Origin of the sequence: Halorhodospira sp. 9628, assembly GCF_022228075.1 — a bacterium.
GTDB classification, from domain to species: Bacteria; Pseudomonadota; Gammaproteobacteria; order Nitrococcales; family Halorhodospiraceae; genus Halorhodospira; species Halorhodospira halophila_A.
On record NZ_JAJNRF010000005.1, the window covers coordinates 159,883 to 178,820 of the forward strand.

Here is an 18,938-nt window from a genome sequence, read left to right on the forward strand (position 1 = left end):
CTACATGCTCTGCGGGGCGTCGACGCCAAGCAGCCCCAGTCCGTTGGCCAGGATCTGCCGAGTGGCCTTCACCAGGGTCAGGCGTGCATCGCGCAGCGCTTCGTCGTCGATGATGAACGGCACCGCGTTGTAGTAGGTGTGGAAGGCGGCGGCGAGCTCCCGCAGGTACTGCGCCACTTGGTGCGGCTCGCGGGAGAGGGCCGCCGACTCGATCACCTCCGGGTAGCGCCCGAGGAGATCGAGGAGGATGGCTTCGTGTTCGACTTCAAGCCGCTCCAGATCGGCCTGCTCGGGCGCGACGCGGCAGGCCAGACCGCGCTCCTCAAGCTGGCGGAAGACGCTGCAGATGCGTGCATGGGCGTACTGGCAGTAGTAGACCGGGTTGTCCGCCGACTCCGACTTGGCCAGATCCAGGTCGAAGTCCATGTGCTGCTCCGAGCGGCGCATGACGTAGAAGAAGCGCGCCGCATCCTTGCCCACCTCATCACGCAGCTCGCGCAGGGTGACGAACTCCCCCGAGCGGGTGGACATGGGCAGCTTCTCGCCGCCGCGATAGAGGATGGCGAACTGCACCAGGCGCACGTCGAGGCGCTCGGCATCCACCCCCAGGGCCTTCAGGGCGGCCTGGACGCGGGGCACGTAGCCGTGGTGATCGGCCCCCCAGACGTTGACCAGGGTATCGAAACCGCGCTCGATCTTATCCAGGTGGTAGGCGACATCGGCGGCGAAGTAGGTGGTCAGGCCGTTGTCCCGGCGCAGGACCCGGTCCTTGTCGTCGCCAAACGCCGAGGCCTGGAACCACAGGGCGCCGTCGGCGAGGTAGGTGTAGCCGGCGGCGTCGAGCCGCTCCAGGGCCTGCTCGATGCGGCCCTGCTCGACCAGCTCGCGCTCGGAGAAGTAGCGGTGGTAGTGCACCCCGAAGGCGTCCAGATCGGCACGGATATCCCCGAGGATGGCCTCCAGGGCGAAGTCGAGAACCCGCCGATACGCCGTCTCGCCGAGCAGCTCGCGGGCCCGGGCGACCAGGGCGTCGAGGTAGCCCTCCGGGTCGTCGGCCTCCGCCGGCAACCCGGCGGTCAGCTCGTCGGCGCCGCGAACGTGCGCGCGACCGTCGGTCTCGAGCAGCTCGCCGGCGTGGGCGACGATGTACGCCCCCTGGTAGCCCTTGGCCGGGAAGGGTACGGGCTCGCCGGCGGCCTCCAGGTAGCGCAGCCACAGCGAGGCGGCCAGGATGTCCATCTGTCGGCCGGCGTCGTTAACGTAGTACTCGCGGTGGACGTCGTAGCCAGCAGCCTCGAGGACGCTGGCCAGGGCGTCGCCGAAGGCGGCACCGCGCCCGTGGCCGACGTGCAGCGGGCCGGTTGGGTTGGCCGAGACGAACTCGATGTGCACCCGGTGCCCCGCCCCCACGTCGGTGCGGCCGTACCCGGCCCCCTGGCGCAGGACCTCGCGGACGCTCTCCTGGCGCGCTGCGGCCGTGAGCGTGAAATTCAGGAAGCCGGGGCCGGCGACCTCCACGCCGGCGATCGACGGAGAGGCCGGCAGGCGGCTGCGGATGGTCTCGGCCAGATCCCGCGGCTTCTGCCGCGCGGCCTTGGCCAGCACCATGGCGGTGTTGGCGGCATAATCACCGTGGGCGCGGTCGCGGGCGCGCTCCACCTGCACCTCGGGCAGCTCGAGGTCCGCCGGCAGCTCGCCGGCCTCGCGCATGGCCTCCAGGGCCTGCGCCAGGAGACTGGCCACGTGTCGCTTCATGGAGGGTCTCCGCTCGGGTCAGGAAAAGCCCGGTATTATCCCGCCGCGCCGGGCAGAATGCCAAGCCGACGGAGCGGATTATTCACCGCCGGGTGTGACCAGTTCGAGAAATGGCACGCGCCGGTCGTGGGCCGGCACGCTCTCCGGGTCGTGGCTGATGATCAGCGCCGTCCGCTCGGCCAGCCACGGGGCCAGACGCCGGGCGACCTGGGTCGCGGTGGCATCGTCGAGGCCGCGGAAGGGTTCGTCGAGCAGGACCACCGGGGCGTCTACCAGCACCAAACGGGCCAGAGCCAGCCGCCGCGCCTCGCCGCCGGAGAGCCGCCCGCCGCCCTCGCCAATCCACTCGTCCAGCCCCCGCGGCGCGGCGCGCACCCGTTCCTCGAGGCCCGCGGTGTGCAGCGCCCGCCACATGCGCGCCTCGTCGGCGTGCGGATCGGCGATGCGCAGGTTGCCCGCAACGCTGTCGGCGAACAGCTCGGTGCGTTGGGTCAGGTAGGTGATGCGGGCGAAACGCTCCGCCTCAGGCAGCTGCGCAACCGGGACCCCGCCGAGGGTGACCGTGCCGCTCTCGGGACGGGTCAGGCCCGCCGCCAGATCGAGCAGCGTCGACTTGCCGCAACCGGACGGGCCGTGGATCACCACGGTCTCTCCGGGTGCCAGCGCCAGCGAGCAGTCCCGCAGGACCGGCGGCAGGTGCGCTTCGTGGCGGAACGTAACCCCCTCCAGCGCCAGCCCCAGGGCCTGGCGCGGCGGACCCTCTGGCGGCGGCGCCGCCGTGTCGGGGGCGGCATCGGCGTGCTCGAGCAGGCGCCGTGCCGCAGCCCGCGTCCGCCCCAGGTGCTGCCACGCTCCGGGCAGCGTGGTGAGCGCTTCTCCAGCCGCGAGCGCGGCCAGCGCCACCAGCGCCAGCAGCGGACCACTGATGGTCCCGGCGTGATAGAGAGGGATGCCGGCGACCAGCGCGGCAAGGAGCGCGCCGTGGGCCAGCAGCCCCACCGCGCCCTCGCCGGCACCGGTCAGACGCGCCGCCCGGGACCGGGCGGCGGCCAGGCCATCGGCGGCGGCCATCAGTCGCTGCTCGTGGCGTGCCACCGCACCGCAGGCGCGCAGCTCGGCCAGACCCTGGACCGCGTCGACCCCGGCCCCGCGCAGGGCCGGCAGGTGCCGATCCACCGCCTCACCGTGGGGCGAGCCGCGCCGCCAGGCCCACAACGGCAGGACGAGACCGCCGGCGAGCAGTACCGCGCCCACCGCTAACCCGGCCGGACCGGCCAGGAGCACCAGCACGGTAACCGTGGCGGCGAGGGTGACCACTGCGGCCAGGCTCGGGCCGACAATGCGCAGGTAGAGGTTGTCCAGGGCCTCGACGTCCGCGGTCATGCGGTTGAGCAGGTCGCTGCGGCGCAGGCGCCCGACCCGGGCCAGGGGTAGCGGCGCCAGGGTGCGGAACAGCCAGCCGCGCAGGCGCGCCAGGGTGCGCAGCACCGCGTCGTGGTGGACCAGGCGCTCGAAGTAGCGGGAGATGGAGCGGGCCAGGGCAAAGAAGCGGATACCGGCACTCGGCCGGTAGATGTCCAGGTAGGCGCCGGTCAGGCCGGCCACGGCGGTGGCGGTGATGAACCAACCGGACAGGCCCATCAGGCCGATGCTAGCCGCGAGGCTTACGATCAGCAGCAGCGTCCCGAGGACCAGCCGCCCGCGCTCCCGGCGCAGGTCGCGCAGGAAGGGCTTGAGTTCACGCACGGCGATCCTCCACGCAGCGACCAGCCTCGATGACCAGGTGTCGGTCGCCCCAGTCGTGGGTATCGCGGTCGTGGGCCACCATCAGCACCGTACGCCGGCCATCGGCCAGGCGGGCGACCGCCGCCAGCACCCGCTCGCGGCTGTCCGGGTCGAGCCCGGCGGTGGGTTCGTCGAGGAGTAGCAACGGTGCCCCGGAGAGCAGCGCCCGGGCCAGGGCCAACCGGCTGGCCTGGCCCCCGGAGAGCCCGTAGGCGTCCTCGCCCAGCGGCGTGTCGAGCCCCTCCGGGAGGGCGGCAATGACGCCTTCGAGGTCGGCGTGACGCAGCGCGGCCCACAGCCGCCGGTCGTCCGCTTCCGGATCGGCCAGCTGCAGGTTCTCGCGCACACTGCCGTGGAACAACCAGGGCCGCTGGCCCACCCAGGCCACCGCCCCGGCCGCGGGAACCGTCTCACCGACGGTCACCACGCCGCTATCGGGCTGGAGGAAACCGGCGGCCAGGTTCAGCAGGGTCGACTTGCCGGCCCCGCTGGGTCCGGAGATGACCACTCGCTCGCCCGCGGAGACGGTCAAATCGAGCCGGTCGAGGGCCGCGGCCTCCCCGCCCGGGAAGGTCACCGTGACCCGCTGGAAGGCGACCGGCAGCGGCTGCGGGACCGGCAGGCCGGTTTCCGGATCGCGGCGCGCCGGCGCCGTCGCCGGCCCGGCCGCGCTCGCCGCTGTGGCCGGCAGCGGCTCATCGAGCAGCTGCAGGATCTCCGCCCCCGCCCCCACGGCGGCGGCCCGGTCGTGGTAGTGCTGGGCCAGCCGGCGCAGCGGGAAGAAAACCTCGGGGGCGAGGAGCAGGATGAACAGCCCGGCGAACAGCCCCAGCTCCGGGCCCGGGCCGAAGTGCAGGTAGCCGAGCAGGGAGAAACCGACGTAGATGGCCACCAGGGCGATGGAGATCGCCGCGATCAGCTCCAGCGCCGCCGAGGAGAGAAAGGCCACGCGCAGGACCGACATGCTGCGCCGCCGGTACTCATCTGCGGCGGCCTCCACCGCCTCGGCGGCGGCGTCGGTGGCGCGGAAGATGCGCAGCGTGGCCAGGCCGCGAAGACGGTCGAGGAAGTGAGCGCTGATACGCGCCAGGCTCTGCTGCTGGCGCCGGGAAAGCCGCGCAGCCCCCATCCCCACCAGGGCCATGAACAGCGGGACCAGCGGCGCGGCGATGAGCAGCAGCAGGCCGGCGAGCGGATCCACGCCGGCGACGATGGCGATCAGGACCACCGGGACCGCCACTGCCAGAACCATCTGCGGCAGGTAGTGGGCGTAGTAGCCCTCCAGCGCCTCGACCTGTTCGACCAGGGCGCTGGCCACGGCCCCGCTCTGGTGGCCCTGCAGGCGCGCCGGACCGAGGGCGGCCAGGTGGCGGTAGAGGCGCCGGCGAACCGCCGCGGTGATGATCCACGCCGCCCTGGCGCCGGCGGCGGCCCGCGCCCAGGTGGCCCCGGCCCGGGCCAGGAAGACCGCTGCGAGCAGTCCCAGCGCCCCCCAAAGCTCGGCCAGGGGCGCGCCGTGGATCACCACCCGGTCGATGACCCAGGCGATAAGCACCGCCTGGGCCACGACCAGCAGCGCATCGGCCAGACCGGCACCGACGGTGGCGGCCATGGCGCCCCGGGCTTGGCGGGCCTGCTCCAGCAGCCAGGCGCCCGCCCGGCGGGTGTCGATTGCCCCGTCAGCGGCCGGTGCGGTCACGGCTCAGTGATAGCCTCCGCCGGCCCGCACCTTGCCGCGGAAGATCCAGTAGGTCCAAACCGTGTAGCCGACGATGATCGGCAGCAGGAAGAGGATCCCCAGCAGCAGGAAAAGCTGCGCCTCGGGGGCCGAGGCCGCATCGCGGAAGGTGATCTCCGGCGGGACCATGTACGGCCATTGGCTGGCGATCAGGCCCAGGTAGACGGTGACGAACAGGCCCAGGCCGGCCACGAAGGGCAGCATCTCAAGCCGACGACGAATCCCGTACCAGCACGCCGTCAGGGCCAGGAGACCGAGCAGGGGCAGCGGCCAGAGGACGGTCCACGCCTCCTGCCAGCGCTCCAGGATCCGCTCCGAGGTCAGCGGCGTCCAGATCGAGATGCCGAGCAGGCAGATCGCGAGCAGTACGATCAGCCAGGGCGTGACCCGGTAAAGCCACTGCTGGGTGGCGCCCTCGGTCTTGAGCACCCCCCACGCGGCACCGAGCAGCGCGTAGCCGATCACCAGCGAGACGGCAGTGAAGACCGTGAACGGCGTGAACCAGTCGAACGGCCCGCCGACGTAGGTGAAGCCCTCCACCTCGAAGCCCTGGATGTAGGTGCCGACCACGAAACCCTGGGCCGCCGCGGCGAGGATCGAGCCACCGGCGAAGGCGGCGTTCCAGAACCAGCGCGTGCGCGAGGACTTGAAGCGGAACTCGAAGGCCACGCCGCGGAAGATCAGGCCGGCGAGCATCAGGAACACACCCAGGTAGAGCGCCGGCAGATAGATGGCGTAGACCGCCGGGAAGGCGGCCAGCAACCCGGCCCCGCCGAGGATCAGCCAGGTCTCGTTGCCGTCCCAGACCGGGGCCACCGTGTTCATCAGGTCATCCCGCACCTGCTCGCTGGGGGTGAACGGGTAGAGGATGCCCACCCCCAGGTCGAAGCCGTCGAGCAGGATGTACATGAACACCCCGAGGCCGATGATCCCCATCCAGATGATGGTGATGTCGATCAGATCCATAGTGCTACCTCACCGCGAGCTGGTGGAGAAATCCGGGTCGTCGTCGAACGGCACGTCGGCTGCCGAGAAGGGCCGCTTGGCGTGCGCCGGCTCCTCCACGGAGCCCACCCCTTCCGGACCGGTCCGCACGATGCGCGTCACGTAGTACAGCCCGGCGGTGAAGATGACCGCGTAGACCAGCACGTAGCCGATCAGCGTGGCCAATGCCATCCACCCGGTCAGCGACGGGGTCACGCCCTCGGCCAGGGTCATCTGGCCGTAGATCAGCCACGGCTGCCGGCCGAGCTCGGTGACGAACCAGCCGGTGAGCACCGCCACGAAGGGCAGCGGGATCATCAGCTGCAGGGTGTTGAGGAACGCCCGGCTCTCGAACAGGCGCCCGCGCATGCGCAGCCAGGCGCCCCACAGGGCGACCAGCAGCATCAACACACCGATGCCTACCATGATGCGGAACGACCAGAAGACGATCCCCACCGGCGGGCGCTCCTCGGCGCTGACCTCCTTGAGCCCGGGCACCTCGCCATCCCACTGGTGGGTGAGGATGAGGCTGGCCAGGTTGGGGATACCCACCGCCAGGTGGTTGGTCTCGGCGGTGGAGTCGGGGATGGCGAAGAGATAGAGCGGCGCCCCCTCGCGGGTCTCCCAGGCCCCCTCCATGGCGGCGACCTTGGTCGGCTGGTGCTCAAAGGAGTTCAGCCCGTGGATGTCGCCCATGAAGATCTGCGCCGGTGCGACCAGCAGCAGCAGCCACAGGGTCATGCTCAACGCCTTGCGGTTCATCTCCACGGCGCGATTGCGCAGCAGGAAATAGGCGCTGACGCCGGCGACGACGAAGCCGCCGGTCAGCAGCGAGGCCAGCGCCACGTGGCCGAAGCGCGGCCACAGCGAGGGGTTGAAGATCGCCTCGGCCCACGAGGTGACGTGGACGATGCCATCCCGGAACTCGAAGCCCTGCGGGGTCTGCATCCAGGAGTTGGCCGAGAGGATCCAGAACGAGGAGATGAACGTGCCGATGGCCACCATGCAAGCGGCAAACAGGTGCGTCCCGCGCGGGACCCGATCGCGGCCGAAGAGCAGGATGCCGAGGAAGACGGCCTCGAGGAAGAAGGCGGTGAGCACCTCGTAGGAGAGGATCGGCCCGAGGAAGTTGGCGGTGGCGAAGGAGAACTCACTCCAGTTGGTGCCGAACTGGAAGGACATGACCACGCCGGAGACCACGCCCATGCCGAAGACCACGGCGAAGATCTTGATCCAGAACTCGGACAGCCGTCGGTAGACCGGGCTGTCGGTGCGATACCACAGGGCCTCGAGGACGGCGATGTAGGCCGCGAGGCCGATGGTGAACACCGGGAACAGGGCGTGGAACGAAACCACGAAGGCGAATTGCATCCGCGATAAGAGCAGCGGGTCGAGGGCTTCCATCGTTGCGGCACCTCCTGCCTGACAGCTGTATCCGACACCGCCGCGCGGTGCCGGCAGCGCCGATTGGGCGCTTGAATCAACGGAACCTTAACTAAAAGATTTCTAAATAACCACCCGTCTTTGGGCCGATGCAGCGGCGCCGGTCGGCCCTCAATGCGCCTGCTCCCAATCATCGCCAACACCGACCTCGACTTCCAAGGGCACGGACAGCATGCCGCCATCGGCCGCCGTCATCAGCCGGCGCACCTCGTCGCCGATGGTCGTCTCCTGCCCAGCCGGCACCTCCAGCACCAGCTCGTCGTGCACCTGCATGACCAGCCGGGCCTCGGGGAAGCGTTCGGCGAGCAGGGCATCGACATCGATCATGGCCCGCTTGATGACATCCGCCGCGGTGCCCTGCATGGGGGCGTTGATAGCGGTGCGCTCGGCGTACTCGCGGCGCTGGCGGTTGCGGCTGTGAATCTCGGGCACGTGCAGGCGGCGACCGAAGACGGTCTCGACGAAGCCCTGCTCGCGCGCCTGCTCACGGGCGCGGTCCATGAAGGTGCGCACCCCCGGGTAACGCTCGAAATAGCGGTCGATGTAGGTCTGCGCCTCATCGCGGGGGATGCCCAGCTGACGGCCCAGCCCCCAAGCGGACATGCCGTAGATCAACCCGAAGTTGATCGCCTTGGCGGCGCGGCGCTGCTCGTCGCTGGCCTCGGCGGTGGCGAAGACCTCGGCAGCGGTGGCCCGGTGGATGTCCTCGCCCTGCTCGAAGGCCCCCCGCAGCCCGGTATCGGCGGAGAGGTGGGCCATGATGCGCAACTCCACCTGGGAGTAGTCGGCGGTGATCAGCCGGTGCCCCGGGCTGGCCACAAAGGCCTTGCGGATGCGCCGCCCCTCGGGCGTGCGCACGGGGATGTTCTGCAGATTGGGGTCCGAGGAGGAGAGCCGCCCGGTGGCGGCCACGGCCTGGTGGTAAGAGGTGTGCACCCGGCCGGTCTGCGGGTGGATCAGCTGCGGGAGCTTGTCGGTGTAGGTGGACTTGAGCTTGGACAGCCCACGGTGCTCCAGGATCAGGCGCGGCAGTTCGTGGCCTCGGGCGCTGAGCTCCTCGAGCACCGACTCGGCGGTGGAGGGCTGGCCCTTGGGGGTCCGCTGGATTACCGGTAATCCCATGCGCTCGAAGAAGATCTCCTGGATCTGCTTCGGCGAGCCGAGGTTGAAGGCCTCGCCGGCCTCCTCGTGGGCACGCTGCTCCACCTCGGCCATACGCGCGGCCAGCTCCTCGCTCTGGCGCTCGAGCAGCTCCCGGTCGACCCGCACGCCGTGGCGTTCCATGCGCGAGAGCACCGGCAGCAGGGGCATCTCCAGCTCGCTGAACACGCTGAGCAGACCCGTTTCCGCCTGCAAGCGGGGATAGAGCAGCCGGTGCAGACGCAGGGCGATGTCGGCGTCCTCGGCGGCGTAGTGGCCGGCACGCTCGACATCGATCTCGGCAAACGGGACCTGTCGGGCCCCCTTGCCGCAGAGCTCCTCGTAGCTGGTGACCTCGACGCCCAGGTACTTGCTGGCCAGCGAGTCCATATCGTGACGGGTGGCAGTGGAATCCAGGACGTAGGATTCGAGCATGCTGTCATAGGCCACGCCGCGCAGCTCGATGCCGTAGCGGGCCAGGACGCTCATGTCGTACTTGAGGTTCTGACCGATCTTCTCGGGCTGCTCGGCCTCAAGCAGGGGCCGCAGCACCTCAAGCACCCGGTCGCGGTCCAGCTGCTCGGGGGCACCGGGGCCGCAATGGGCAACCGGCAGGTAGGCGGCCTGCCCCGGCTCGACGGCCACCGAGACACCGACGATGGCCGCGTCCATGTAGTTCAGGCTGTCCGTCTCCAGGTCGACGGAAAAGGCCTCGGCGCCGCGCAGGCGCTCGAGCCAGGCGTTGAGGCCGTCCTCATCGAGGATGATCTGGTAATCCGTCTCGGGCGCGTCCGGCGGGAGGCTGGCACCGTTGCCATCGGCCGCGGCAGCAGCATCGCCGGCCTGGATTTCGGCGAGGAAGCGGCGCATGCCGTAGCGCCGGTAGAGCGCCGCGAGGGCTTCCCGATCCGGCGTCCGACGGACAAGGTCCTCGGGGGCGACATCGAGCTCCAGGTCGCAACGGATGGTGGCCAGGTCCACCGAGAGCGGCAGTTCGTCGAGATGGGCGCGCAGGCTCTCGCCGACCTTGCCGCGGATCTCGTCGGCGCGCTCGCGCAGCGCCTCCAGACTGCCGTAGGCATTGAGCCACTTGGCCGCGGTCTTCGGTCCGACCTTGGGGACACCGGGGATGTTGTCGGAGGTATCGCCCACCAGGGCGAGGTAGTCGCGGATCGCCTCCGGCGGCACGCCGAACTTCTCGCGCACGCCCGCCGGATCCAGCCGGGTGCCGCTCATGGTGTTGAGCAGGGAGACACGCTCGTCCACCAGCTGCGCCATGTCCTTGTCGGTGGTCGAGATGATCACCGGCCCCGGGGCACGCACCGCCAGCGTACCGATGACATCGTCGGCCTCAACCCCGTCCACCTCAAGCACGGGCACGCCGAGCGCGGCGATGATCTGCTTGAGCGGCTCGCGCTGGGCGCGCAGCTCGTCGGGCATGGGCGGCCGGTGGGCCTTGTACTGCTCGAAAAGCTCGTCGCGGAAGGTCCGGCCCGGGGCATCGAAGACCACCGCGAAGCGCGCCTGGGGCTCGTCGGCGAGCAGCTTGTGAAGCATGTTGACCACGCCGTAGAGCGCTCCGGTGGGCTCACCGTCGGCGTTGCTCAGCGCCGGCAGGGCGTGGAAGGCGCGGTAGAGGTAGGAGGAACCGTCCACCAGGACCAGGCGGTCGTCCGGTTGTGTCATGCAATCGCTCTCTGTGACTGTTGGCGGGCTACGCGGCTATGATAAAGGTTGCAGTCCCGGAGACGATCAACAGCCCAGCCACGGAGCCTTATGGACCCCAAGAACCCGTTCGCGCACCAGGAGCGCATCCCGCTCAACGGCGCCACGCTGACCCGTGAATCCTGGAAGATTTTCCAGATCATGGCCGAGTTCGTGGAGGGCTTCGAGCGCCTTTCGTCGATCAAGCCCTCGGTGAGCATCTTCGGCTCCGCCCGCGTCGCCCCGGACCACCCCTACTACCAGTTGGCCGAGCGTGTTGCCCGCGAGGTCTCCGACGCCGGCTTCTCGGTGGTCAGCGGCGGCGGCGGCGGCATCATGGAGGCGGCCAATAAGGGCGCCCAGGCCGGGAAGTCGCCCAGTGTGGGGCTCAACATCCAGCTGCCGAAAGAGCAGGAGGCCAATGCGTACCAAGACATCGCCCTGCACTTCCGGCACTTCTTCTCGCGCAAGGTGATGTTCGTCAAGTACGCCTCGGCCTACGTGGTGTTGCCCGGCGGGTTCGGGACGCTGGACGAGCTGGCCGAGATCCTCACCCTGGTGCAGACCGGGAAGACACCGCGCATCCCCATCATCCTGGTGCACAGCCCCTTCTGGGAGAAGCTGGTGGAGTGGTTCCAGGAGCGGCTGGTGGCCGAGGAGGCCATCGACGCCGAGGACATGCACCTGTTCAAGGTCGTGGATACACCGGAGGAGGTGGTCACGGCCATCTTCGACCACTACGAAGACCGCGGCTTCCAGCCCTCCCGCGAGGAGCGGGAGATTCTGCTCGATCTCTAGAGGAAGGGTGGCCATGAGCAGCAGTCGGGGTGCGCGGGGTGCCGGGGGGCTGGTCCTGGCGGGGATGCTGGTGGCCACCACCGCCGGCGGCTTCGAGGCCGATGAACGGATCACGGTGACCCCGCCTCCCCCACCCGAGGGGCTGATCCGCGACGAACCGGATCTCGAGCCGACGGTGACCATCGTCGAGCGCGACTGGGCGGTCATCGAGGAGTACCGCATCGCGGGGCAGATTTACGCGGTACGCATCCAACCGGCGGTCGGCCCACCTTACCTGCTCTACGACACCACCGGAGACGGCGTACTTGACGGCAGCGGCGGTGAGCACGACCCGCTCGAGCCACCGCGCACGCCGCTGTGGCGGCTGTTTAGCTGGTAGCCGGCTCCAGGCCGGCCCGGTCGGCGATCAACCACTTGGTGCCGGCCTCGTCGAAACGGACCTGCAGGCGGGCATTCGGGCCACTGCCCTCGCACTGGAGCAGGATGCCGTCGCCAAAGCGCGGGTGACGCACCCGGCTGCCCAAGCTCAACCCCGCCGGCGGTTGGTCCCCCGGCAGCGAGGGTCCGCTTGGGGCGGTGGCCGGCGGCGGCCCCCGGCGCACCGACATGCGCGGGCGCACCTCCTCCAGACCCTCTCCGGGCAGCTCGGTGAGAAAGCGCGACGGCCGGGCCAACTGGTCAACCCCGTGCAGGCGACGCTTCTCGGCGTGGGTCAGGATCAACCGCTGGCGGGCCCGGGTCATGCCCACGTAGCACAGCCGGCGCTCCTCCTCAAGCCGGCCGGGCTCCTCGACGGACATGCGGTGCGGGAACAGCCCTTCCTCCAGGCCCACCAGGAAGACCACGGGGAACTCCAGCCCCTTGGCCGAGTGCAGGGTCATCAGCTGCACGGAGTGCTCCCAGTCGTCGGCCTGCCCCTCGCCCGCCTCCAGGGCGGCGTGGCTCAGGAAGGCCGCCAGCGGGTCCTGGTCCTCCTCTTGGTCATCGCGCTGGGCGAAGGTGCGCGCCGCGGTCACCAGCTCGTCGAGGTTCTCCAGGCGGGCCTCGTCGCGTTCGTGGTAGCGGCGCAGCTCGGCGCGAGTGATGGCCTGCTCCACCTGCTCGTGCACCGGCCGGTGGGCGAGTTCCTGATCCAGGGTATCGATGAACGCCAGGAACTCGGACAGGGCGTTGCGCGCCCGGGCCGCCAGGGCCCGCCCGCCCGCCAGCTCGCGGGCGGCGCGCCACATCGAGACATCGCCCTCCCGGGCGGCATAGCGGACAGCGTCGACGGTCTTGGCACCGATGCCCCGGGGTGGGGTGTTCACCACACGCTCGAAGCTGGCGTCATCGTGGCGATTGGCCACCAGACGCAGATAGGCCAGGGCGTCCTTGACCTCAGCGCGCTCGAAAAAGCGCAACCCACCGTAGACGCGAAACGGCAGACGAGCGGCGTGCAGCTCGTGCTCCAGGGCGCGGGACTGGGCGTTGGAGCGGTAGAGGATGGCGAAGTCGGCGTGGCCGTGACCGCCCTCTTCGATAAGCTGGCGGATCCGGTCCACCACCCAACGCGCCTCGTCGATCTCGTTGAAGGCGGCGTACAGGGTGATGGGCTCGCCGCTGCCCCCGTCGGTCCACAACTGCTTGCCGAGCCGGCCGGCATTGTGCTCGATCAGGCGGTTGGCCGCGTCCAGAATGGTGCCGGTGGAGCGGTAGTTCTGCTCCAGGCGCACGACCCGAACATCCCCCATCTCGCGCCGGAAGTGCTCGATGTTTTCCACCCGCGCGCCCCGCCAGCCGTAGATGGACTGGTCGTCATCGCCGACGACGAACAGCTCGGCCCGGGCGCCGGCGAGCAGCTTCAGCCACCGGTATTGCAGGGCGTTGGTGTCCTGGAACTCATCGACGAGGATATGCTCGAAACGACGTTGGTAGTGACCGAGCAGTTCGGGGTCGTCGCGCAACAGTTCGTAGGCGCGCAGTAGCAGCTCGGAGAAGTCCACCAACCCGCCCCGCCGGCACGCTTGCTCGTAGTCGTGATAGATCGCCAGCAGCTCTTGCTGATAGTCGCCGGCGGCCTCGGTCACGTCGGCGGGACGCTCGCCCTCCTCCTTGCGGCCGCTGATAAAGCCGCGCACCTGGCGGGGCGGAAAACGGGAGTCGTCGGTGCCGCGGGCGCGCAGGACCCGTTTGACCACCCGTAGCTGATCGTCGGCGTCGAGGATCTGGAAGCCCTCGGGCAACCCCGCACGCTGGGTGTGCTGGCGCAGCAGCCGGTGAGCGATGCCGTGAAAGGTGCCCACCCACATGCCGGCGGTGGCGATACCCAGCAGCTCGCCGATGCGGCCGCGCATCTCGCCGGCGGCCTTGTTGGTGAACGTGACCGCCAGGATCGAGAACGGCGAGGCGCCCTCGGCCTGCACGAGGTAGGCGGCGCGCCGGGTGAGCACGCGTGTCTTGCCGCTGCCGGCGCCGGCGAGCACCAGGGCTCGTCCCGGGGGCAGGCAGACGGCCTCGCGCTGGGCGTCATTGAGGTCTGTGGTCAGGCCATCGATCGGCATATCAGGCAGCAGGCAGGGTCTCGGTAGGATCCTGAAGGACAGGGGCGGTGCACATGCGTTCGACCAGCTCCCGGAAAGTGGGTTCTCGGGCGGTCCCGGCCCGCCAGTAGAGAGCCAGGTCGCGGCTGGGTACAGGCTCAGCGAATGGCCGGAGGCTGATGGCGCCGCGGTCCGGCCCGTGGCGGGAGGCGCCTGCCGCCAGGGCCGGCAGCAGGGTGACCCCGACCCCGGCGGCCACCATCTGGCGCAGGGTCTCGAGGCTGGTGGCACGGAAAGCCGCCGCCTCGCCGACGTCGTTGCGCCGGCACAGCTCCAGGGCCTGTTCGCGCAGGCAGTGCCCCTCCTCCAGGAGCATCAGCTCGGTCTGCTGCAGATCGCTGGTGTGGACCGGTTCCGGATGGTCCAGCGCGTGGCCACGGGGCACGGCCAGGTAGAACGGCTCGTGACACAGTGGCGCCGAGACCAGGTCGTCACCGCCGATCGGCGATGCAAGGATGGCACCGTCGAGGCTGCCGGCACGCAGCTGATCGAGCAGCCGCTGCGTCAGGTCCTCGCGCAGGTGCAGGCGCAGGCGGGGAAAGGTCTGCGCCAGATCCGGGATGACGTGGGGCAGCAGGTACGGTCCGACGGTGGGGATCACCCCCAGGCGGACATCACCGGTCATCGGCTCGGCCTGGGCACGGGCCACCTCGACCATGTCGTCGACGGCGCTGAGGATCCCGCGGGCCCGCTCCGCCAGCCGCTCACCCAGCGGCGTGAGCAGCACCCGCCGGCGATTGCGCTCGACCAGCTGGACTTCCAGGTACTCCTCGAGCTTCTTGAGCTGCGTGGAGAGCGTCGGCTGGCTGACGTAGCAGGCACGCGCCGCTCGCCCAAAATGCCGGTGCTCGGCCACGGCGACCAGATAGCGGAGGTCGCGCAGGTTCATACAACGGGTCCTGTCATTCGACGGTGACCGACTTGGCCAGGTTGCGCGGCTTGTCCACGTCGGTGCCCCGCAGGACCGCCACGTGGTAGGCGAGCAACTGCAGCGGGACAGTGTGGATCACCGGCGAGATGGCCTCTGGGCCGGCAGGCACTGGGAGGACGTGGAAACCACGCGCGGAGCGCAGGGCGGCGGCGTCGTCGGCGAAGACGAACAGACGCCCGCCACGGGCGCGAACCTCCTGGAGGTTCGAGTGCAGTTTGTCGAGCAGATCGTCCCGAGGGGCGACCGCCACCACGGGCATGCCGTCGTCGACCAGGGCCAGGGGGCCGTGCTTGAGTTCGCCGGCGGGGTACGCCTCGGCGTGGATATAGGAGATCTCCTTGAGCTTGAGCGAGCCCTCCAGCGCCACGGGGTAGTGAGCGCCACGGCCCAGGAAGAGGGCGTGGGCACGGTCGACGAACTGCTCGGCCAGCTCGGCCACCTGGGGCTCGATGGCCACGGCGCGCTCCAGGGCGCCGGGCAGCTGCACCGCGGCCCGGACCAACTCCTGCTCGGCCTGCGGGCGGCCGCGGCGGCGGGCAAAGGCGCCGACCAGCAGCAACAGGGCGGTCAGCTGGGTGGTGAAGGCCTTGGTCGAGGCGACGCCGATCTCGGGCCCGGCCCGGGTCAGCAGGGTCAGGTCGGCCTCGCGCACCAGCGAGCTCTCGGGGACGTTGCAGATGGCCATCACCCCGCCGTAACCCAGCCGGCGCGACTCGCGCAGCGCGGCGAGTACGTCGGCGGTCTCGCCGGACTGAGAGATCACCACCACCAACGTGCCCGGCGGGACGGCGTGGGCCCGATATCGGAATTCGCTGGCCACCTCGACATCGCAGGGCAGCCCAGCGTAGGTCTCGGCCCAGAAACGGGCGATCAGCCCGGCGTGGTACGAGGTGCCGCAGGCGACGATCTGCAGACGCTCGGCCTGGTCGAGGAGCTGTTCGGCGCCGGGGCCGAACGCCGCCTCGAGGACGCGGCCGTCCGCGTGGCGGCCTTCCAGGGTCTCGGCCACCGCCGCCGGCTGCTCGTGGATCTCCTTGAGCATGAAGTGACGGTAGCCGCCCCGCTCCACCGACTCGGCACTGAGCTCGGAGGTGCGCACCGGTCGCTCGACCGGTCGCCCCTCGGCGTCGTAGATGGTGACACCGTCCCGCGAGAGGTCGGCGAGATCGCCGTCCTCGAGGAAGATGAACTGACGGGTTACCGGCAGCAGCGCCGCCACGTCCGAGGCGACGAAGTGCTCGCCGATACCCACACCAATCACCAGGGGGCTACCGCGCCGGCAGGCGATCATCCGTCCCGGCTCGCGGGCGGAGACCACAGCGAAGGCGTAGGCGCCCTCGAGCTCCGGCAGCCCGCCCCGTACCGCCTCGAGCAGATCGACGCCGCCGCGGGTGTGGCGGTCGGCGAAAAGGGTGACCGCGACCTCGGTATCGGTCTCCGACTGAAACTCGTAACCAGCGGCGAGCAGCTGTTCGCGCAGCCGCTCGTGATTCTCGATGATGCCGTTGTGGACCAGGGCCACCTCGCCGGCGGCGGTGTGCGGGTGGGCGTTGATGTCGTTGGGGACACCGTGGGTGGCCCAGCGCGTGTGGGCGATGCCGGTGCCGCCGGCCGGCAGCCGGGGCTCGAGTGCGCTGGCCAGGTCATCGACCCGGCCGGCGACCCGGGTCCGTGACAGACGGCCGTCGGGATCGATAACAGCCATTCCGGCGGAGTCGTACCCCCGGTACTCCAGACGCCTCAGGCCTTCCAGCAGGACCGGGGCCACGTCTCGCTGCGCGCAGGCACCGACGATTCCGCACATATCAGCGAATCCAGATGCCCTGCTCGTTGGGCACGAGCAGCACCGAACAGGGGCAATTGCGGCAGACCTGCTGCGCCGTGCTGCCCAGGGCGAGGTCACGCCCGGGGCCGTCACCGCGCTTGCCCACCACGACCATGCTGCTGCGCTCCTTCTCGGCGACGTTGCGGATCACCCGCGACGGGGTCCCGGTCTCCAGCCGGGTCGTGACCTCGATGCCCCGCGCCTCGGCCTGCTCGGCAAAGTGCTGCAGGCGCTCCTGGCCCTCGGTCCGGGTGTCCTCGTCGGTGACGTGCAGCACGGTGAGCGCACCGGTGTGCTCGCCGATATCCAGCGCCAGGGACTGGGCCGCGGCAGCCTTTTTGGAGAAGTCGGTGGCCAGCATGGGCCGCTGGAACGTCTCGCCGTGGCCGAAGGTATTCGGGTCCGGGGCGATGCGCTCCATGAGCACCGGCAGCGCGGTCTGCCGGGCGAGTTCGAGGACCGTGGAGCCGTGATAGAACTCGCGCAGCAGCCCCTCGCCGCGCGAGCCGAGCAGGATCAGCTGCGCGCCGTAGCCGCGGCCGATCTTGGCGAGCTCCGGCGCGGGGAAGCCGATCGGCTGCTGGATGTCGACCTGGTAGCCGGCCGCCTGGAGGTCTGACTGCTTCTGGGCCAGACGCCGACGGGCCTCGGCGCGATGGCTCTCGCTGAGATCGTCCGGGTCATCGATGCGCAGGACATCGACCAGCGTAAACTGCTTCGCCCCGAACTTGTGCAGCTCACCGATGGCATCGAGCAGGGGCTGGTAGGGGGACTCGAAGTGCACCGCAACGACTGTGTGGTCGAACATGCTCGCTCCTTACTCTTCCTTGGCACCGTCGGACGCCGGCGTGGCATCGCTATCATCGGGAGGTCCGCGACGGCCCGTCAAGCCGGGATGCTGCCAGCCGGGGATGGTCCGGGCGCGGCTGCGCGCGACGGTCAGGGCGTCGGCCGGCGCGTCGCTGGTCAACGTTGTTCCGGCACCGATGGTCGCCCGGTCACCCACCTGGACCGGGGCGACCAGCTGGCTTCCCGAGCCGATGAAGGCGTCGTCGCCGATCCGCGTGCGGTGTTTGCGGGCACCGTCGTAGTTGCACGTGATGGTCCCCGCGCCGAGATTGGCCCGGGCCCCGACCTCAGCATCGCCGACGTAGGTGAGGTGATTGGCCTTGGCCCCGGGACCCAGACGAGCCGCCTTGGTCTCGACGAAATTCCCCACCCGGGCGCCCTCCTCGAGCACGGTCCCGGGACGGAGATGGGCGAAGGGGCCGATCCGGCACCCGGGGCCGATCCGGGCCTGCTCGATGACAGTATAGGGGCCGAGGCGCGCCCCGTCCTCGACAACGCAGTCCCGGAGCACGGTGCCCTGGGCGATGTGCACGTTGTCGCCGAGCGCCACCTCGCCTTCCAGGGTACAGTCGGGGTCGATGGCGCAGTCGGTGCCGAAGCGCACTTGACCGCGCAGAGTGAAACGCTCGGGGGCCACCAGACGCAGGCCTCCGCGCAGCAGCCGCCGGGCCTCGCGGCGCTGGTACGCCTGCTCGACTTCCGCGAGCTGGACAAGGTCGTTGATGCCGCTGGCCTCGCCGGGGTCCGCAGTGAACCGGGCGAGCACCGGGACGCCGTCCGCGACAGCAGCGGCCACCGCATCGGTCAGGTAGTACTCCCCCTGGGCGTTGTCCGCCGACAGGGCTGCCATCCAGCGGCGCAGGTCGGCGGCCGGAGCCGCAATAAGCCCGGTATTGATTTCATCTACGCCCCGCTGCCCCGGGTCGGCGTCCTTCTCCTCGACGATCGCCACCACGCCCCCGGCTGCATCGCGGATCACGCGCCCGTAGCCGGTGGGATCGGGCACCCGGGCGGCCAGCAGCTCCAAGCCGTGGCCGTCCACCAGCGGCTCGAGGGTGGCCGGGGTAACCAGCGGGACATCGCCGTAGAGGACCAAGACCCGATGATCATCGGGGATCTGCGGTAGGGCGCAGGCGACCGCGTGGCCGGTGCCAAGCTGCTCGGGCTGCTCGACCCAGTGCACCGGATAGTCGGCGTGCGCCGCGGCGACCTCCTGGCCGCCGTGACCATAGACCACGTGCACCTGCTCCGGCCCCAAGGCGAGGGCCGTATCGAGCACGTGGGAGAGCAGGGAGCGCCCAGCCAGCGGCTGCAGCACCTTAGGCTGGGCCGAGCGCATGCGGGTCCCCTTGCCCGCAGCCAGTATGACCACGGCAACAGGTGCCCGCATGGTCGGTTCCTCCGTTC

Annotated in this window: 13 protein-coding genes; 2 read left to right on the forward strand and 11 right to left on the reverse strand. The window is 70.2% G+C overall.

Annotated features, from left to right (window positions below; translation table 11 throughout):
- From argS to polA, 6 genes are all read right to left on the reverse strand, one after another.
- Positions 1-1,755 (reverse strand): arginine--tRNA ligase, encoded by a 1,755-nt coding sequence (gene argS / locus LRG10_RS07300; RefSeq protein ID WP_238635047.1) that lies wholly within the window; start codon positions 1,753-1,755, stop codon positions 1-3.
- Positions 1,756-1,833: 78 nt separating this feature from the next.
- Entirely contained in the window at positions 1,834-3,501 is a 1,668-nt protein-coding gene (cydC, locus tag LRG10_RS07305; RefSeq protein WP_201170277.1) for a thiol reductant ABC exporter subunit CydC, read from the reverse strand.
- Complete coding sequence (cydD, locus tag LRG10_RS07310; RefSeq protein ID WP_238635048.1) at positions 3,494-5,239, reverse strand: thiol reductant ABC exporter subunit CydD; 1,746 nt, start codon at positions 5,237-5,239, stop codon at positions 3,494-3,496. The genes cydC and cydD overlap by 8 nt, the downstream gene beginning before the upstream one ends.
- A gap of 3 nt (positions 5,240-5,242) precedes the next feature.
- Positions 5,243-6,244, reverse strand: coding sequence for a cytochrome d ubiquinol oxidase subunit II (locus LRG10_RS07315; RefSeq protein ID WP_238635049.1), 1,002 nt, complete (start codon positions 6,242-6,244; stop codon positions 5,243-5,245).
- A 9-nt stretch (positions 6,245-6,253) separates the two neighbouring features.
- Positions 6,254-7,666 (reverse strand): cytochrome ubiquinol oxidase subunit I, encoded by a 1,413-nt coding sequence (locus tag LRG10_RS07320; protein ID WP_238635050.1) that lies wholly within the window; start codon positions 7,664-7,666, stop codon positions 6,254-6,256.
- 150 nt (positions 7,667-7,816) lie between these two features.
- Entirely contained in the window at positions 7,817-10,531 is a 2,715-nt protein-coding gene (gene polA / locus LRG10_RS07325; RefSeq protein ID WP_238635051.1) for a DNA polymerase I, read from the reverse strand.
- A 90-nt stretch (positions 10,532-10,621) separates the two neighbouring features.
- Between polA and LRG10_RS07330 the strand changes: the two genes are divergently transcribed.
- On the forward strand, positions 10,622-11,347 hold the full coding sequence (locus tag LRG10_RS07330) for a TIGR00730 family Rossman fold protein (protein ID WP_201170269.1): 726 nt from the start codon (positions 10,622-10,624) through the stop codon (positions 11,345-11,347).
- Between the two features lie 13 nt (positions 11,348-11,360).
- A complete protein-coding gene (locus tag LRG10_RS07335) occupies positions 11,361-11,726 on the forward strand; it encodes a DUF2782 domain-containing protein (protein ID WP_238635052.1) in 366 nt (121 codons plus the stop codon).
- Here LRG10_RS07335 and uvrD read toward each other — a convergent pair.
- Genes uvrD through glmU form a run of 5 tightly spaced genes read right to left on the reverse strand, consistent with a single transcriptional unit; the run spans position 11,716 to position 18,921 of the window.
- On the reverse strand, positions 11,716-13,887 hold the full coding sequence (gene uvrD, locus LRG10_RS07340; RefSeq protein WP_238635053.1) for a DNA helicase II: 2,172 nt from the start codon (positions 13,885-13,887) through the stop codon (positions 11,716-11,718). The two genes, LRG10_RS07335 and uvrD, sit on opposite strands and share 11 nt — an antisense overlap.
- A 1-nt stretch (position 13,888) precedes the next feature.
- Complete coding sequence (locus LRG10_RS07345; RefSeq protein ID WP_201170264.1) at positions 13,889-14,815, reverse strand: LysR substrate-binding domain-containing protein; 927 nt, start codon at positions 14,813-14,815, stop codon at positions 13,889-13,891.
- Positions 14,816-14,828: 13 nt separating this feature from the next.
- Entirely contained in the window at positions 14,829-16,661 is a 1,833-nt protein-coding gene (glmS, locus tag LRG10_RS07350; RefSeq protein WP_201170260.1) for a glutamine--fructose-6-phosphate transaminase (isomerizing), read from the reverse strand.
- A 1-nt stretch (position 16,662) separates the two neighbouring features.
- Positions 16,663-17,490, reverse strand: coding sequence for a universal stress protein (locus LRG10_RS07355; RefSeq protein ID WP_238633377.1), 828 nt, complete (start codon positions 17,488-17,490; stop codon positions 16,663-16,665).
- A 9-nt stretch (positions 17,491-17,499) separates the two neighbouring features.
- Positions 17,500-18,921, reverse strand: coding sequence for a bifunctional UDP-N-acetylglucosamine diphosphorylase/glucosamine-1-phosphate N-acetyltransferase GlmU (gene glmU / locus LRG10_RS07360; RefSeq protein WP_238635054.1), 1,422 nt, complete (start codon positions 18,919-18,921; stop codon positions 17,500-17,502).
- Positions 18,922-18,938 lie beyond the last annotated feature (17 nt).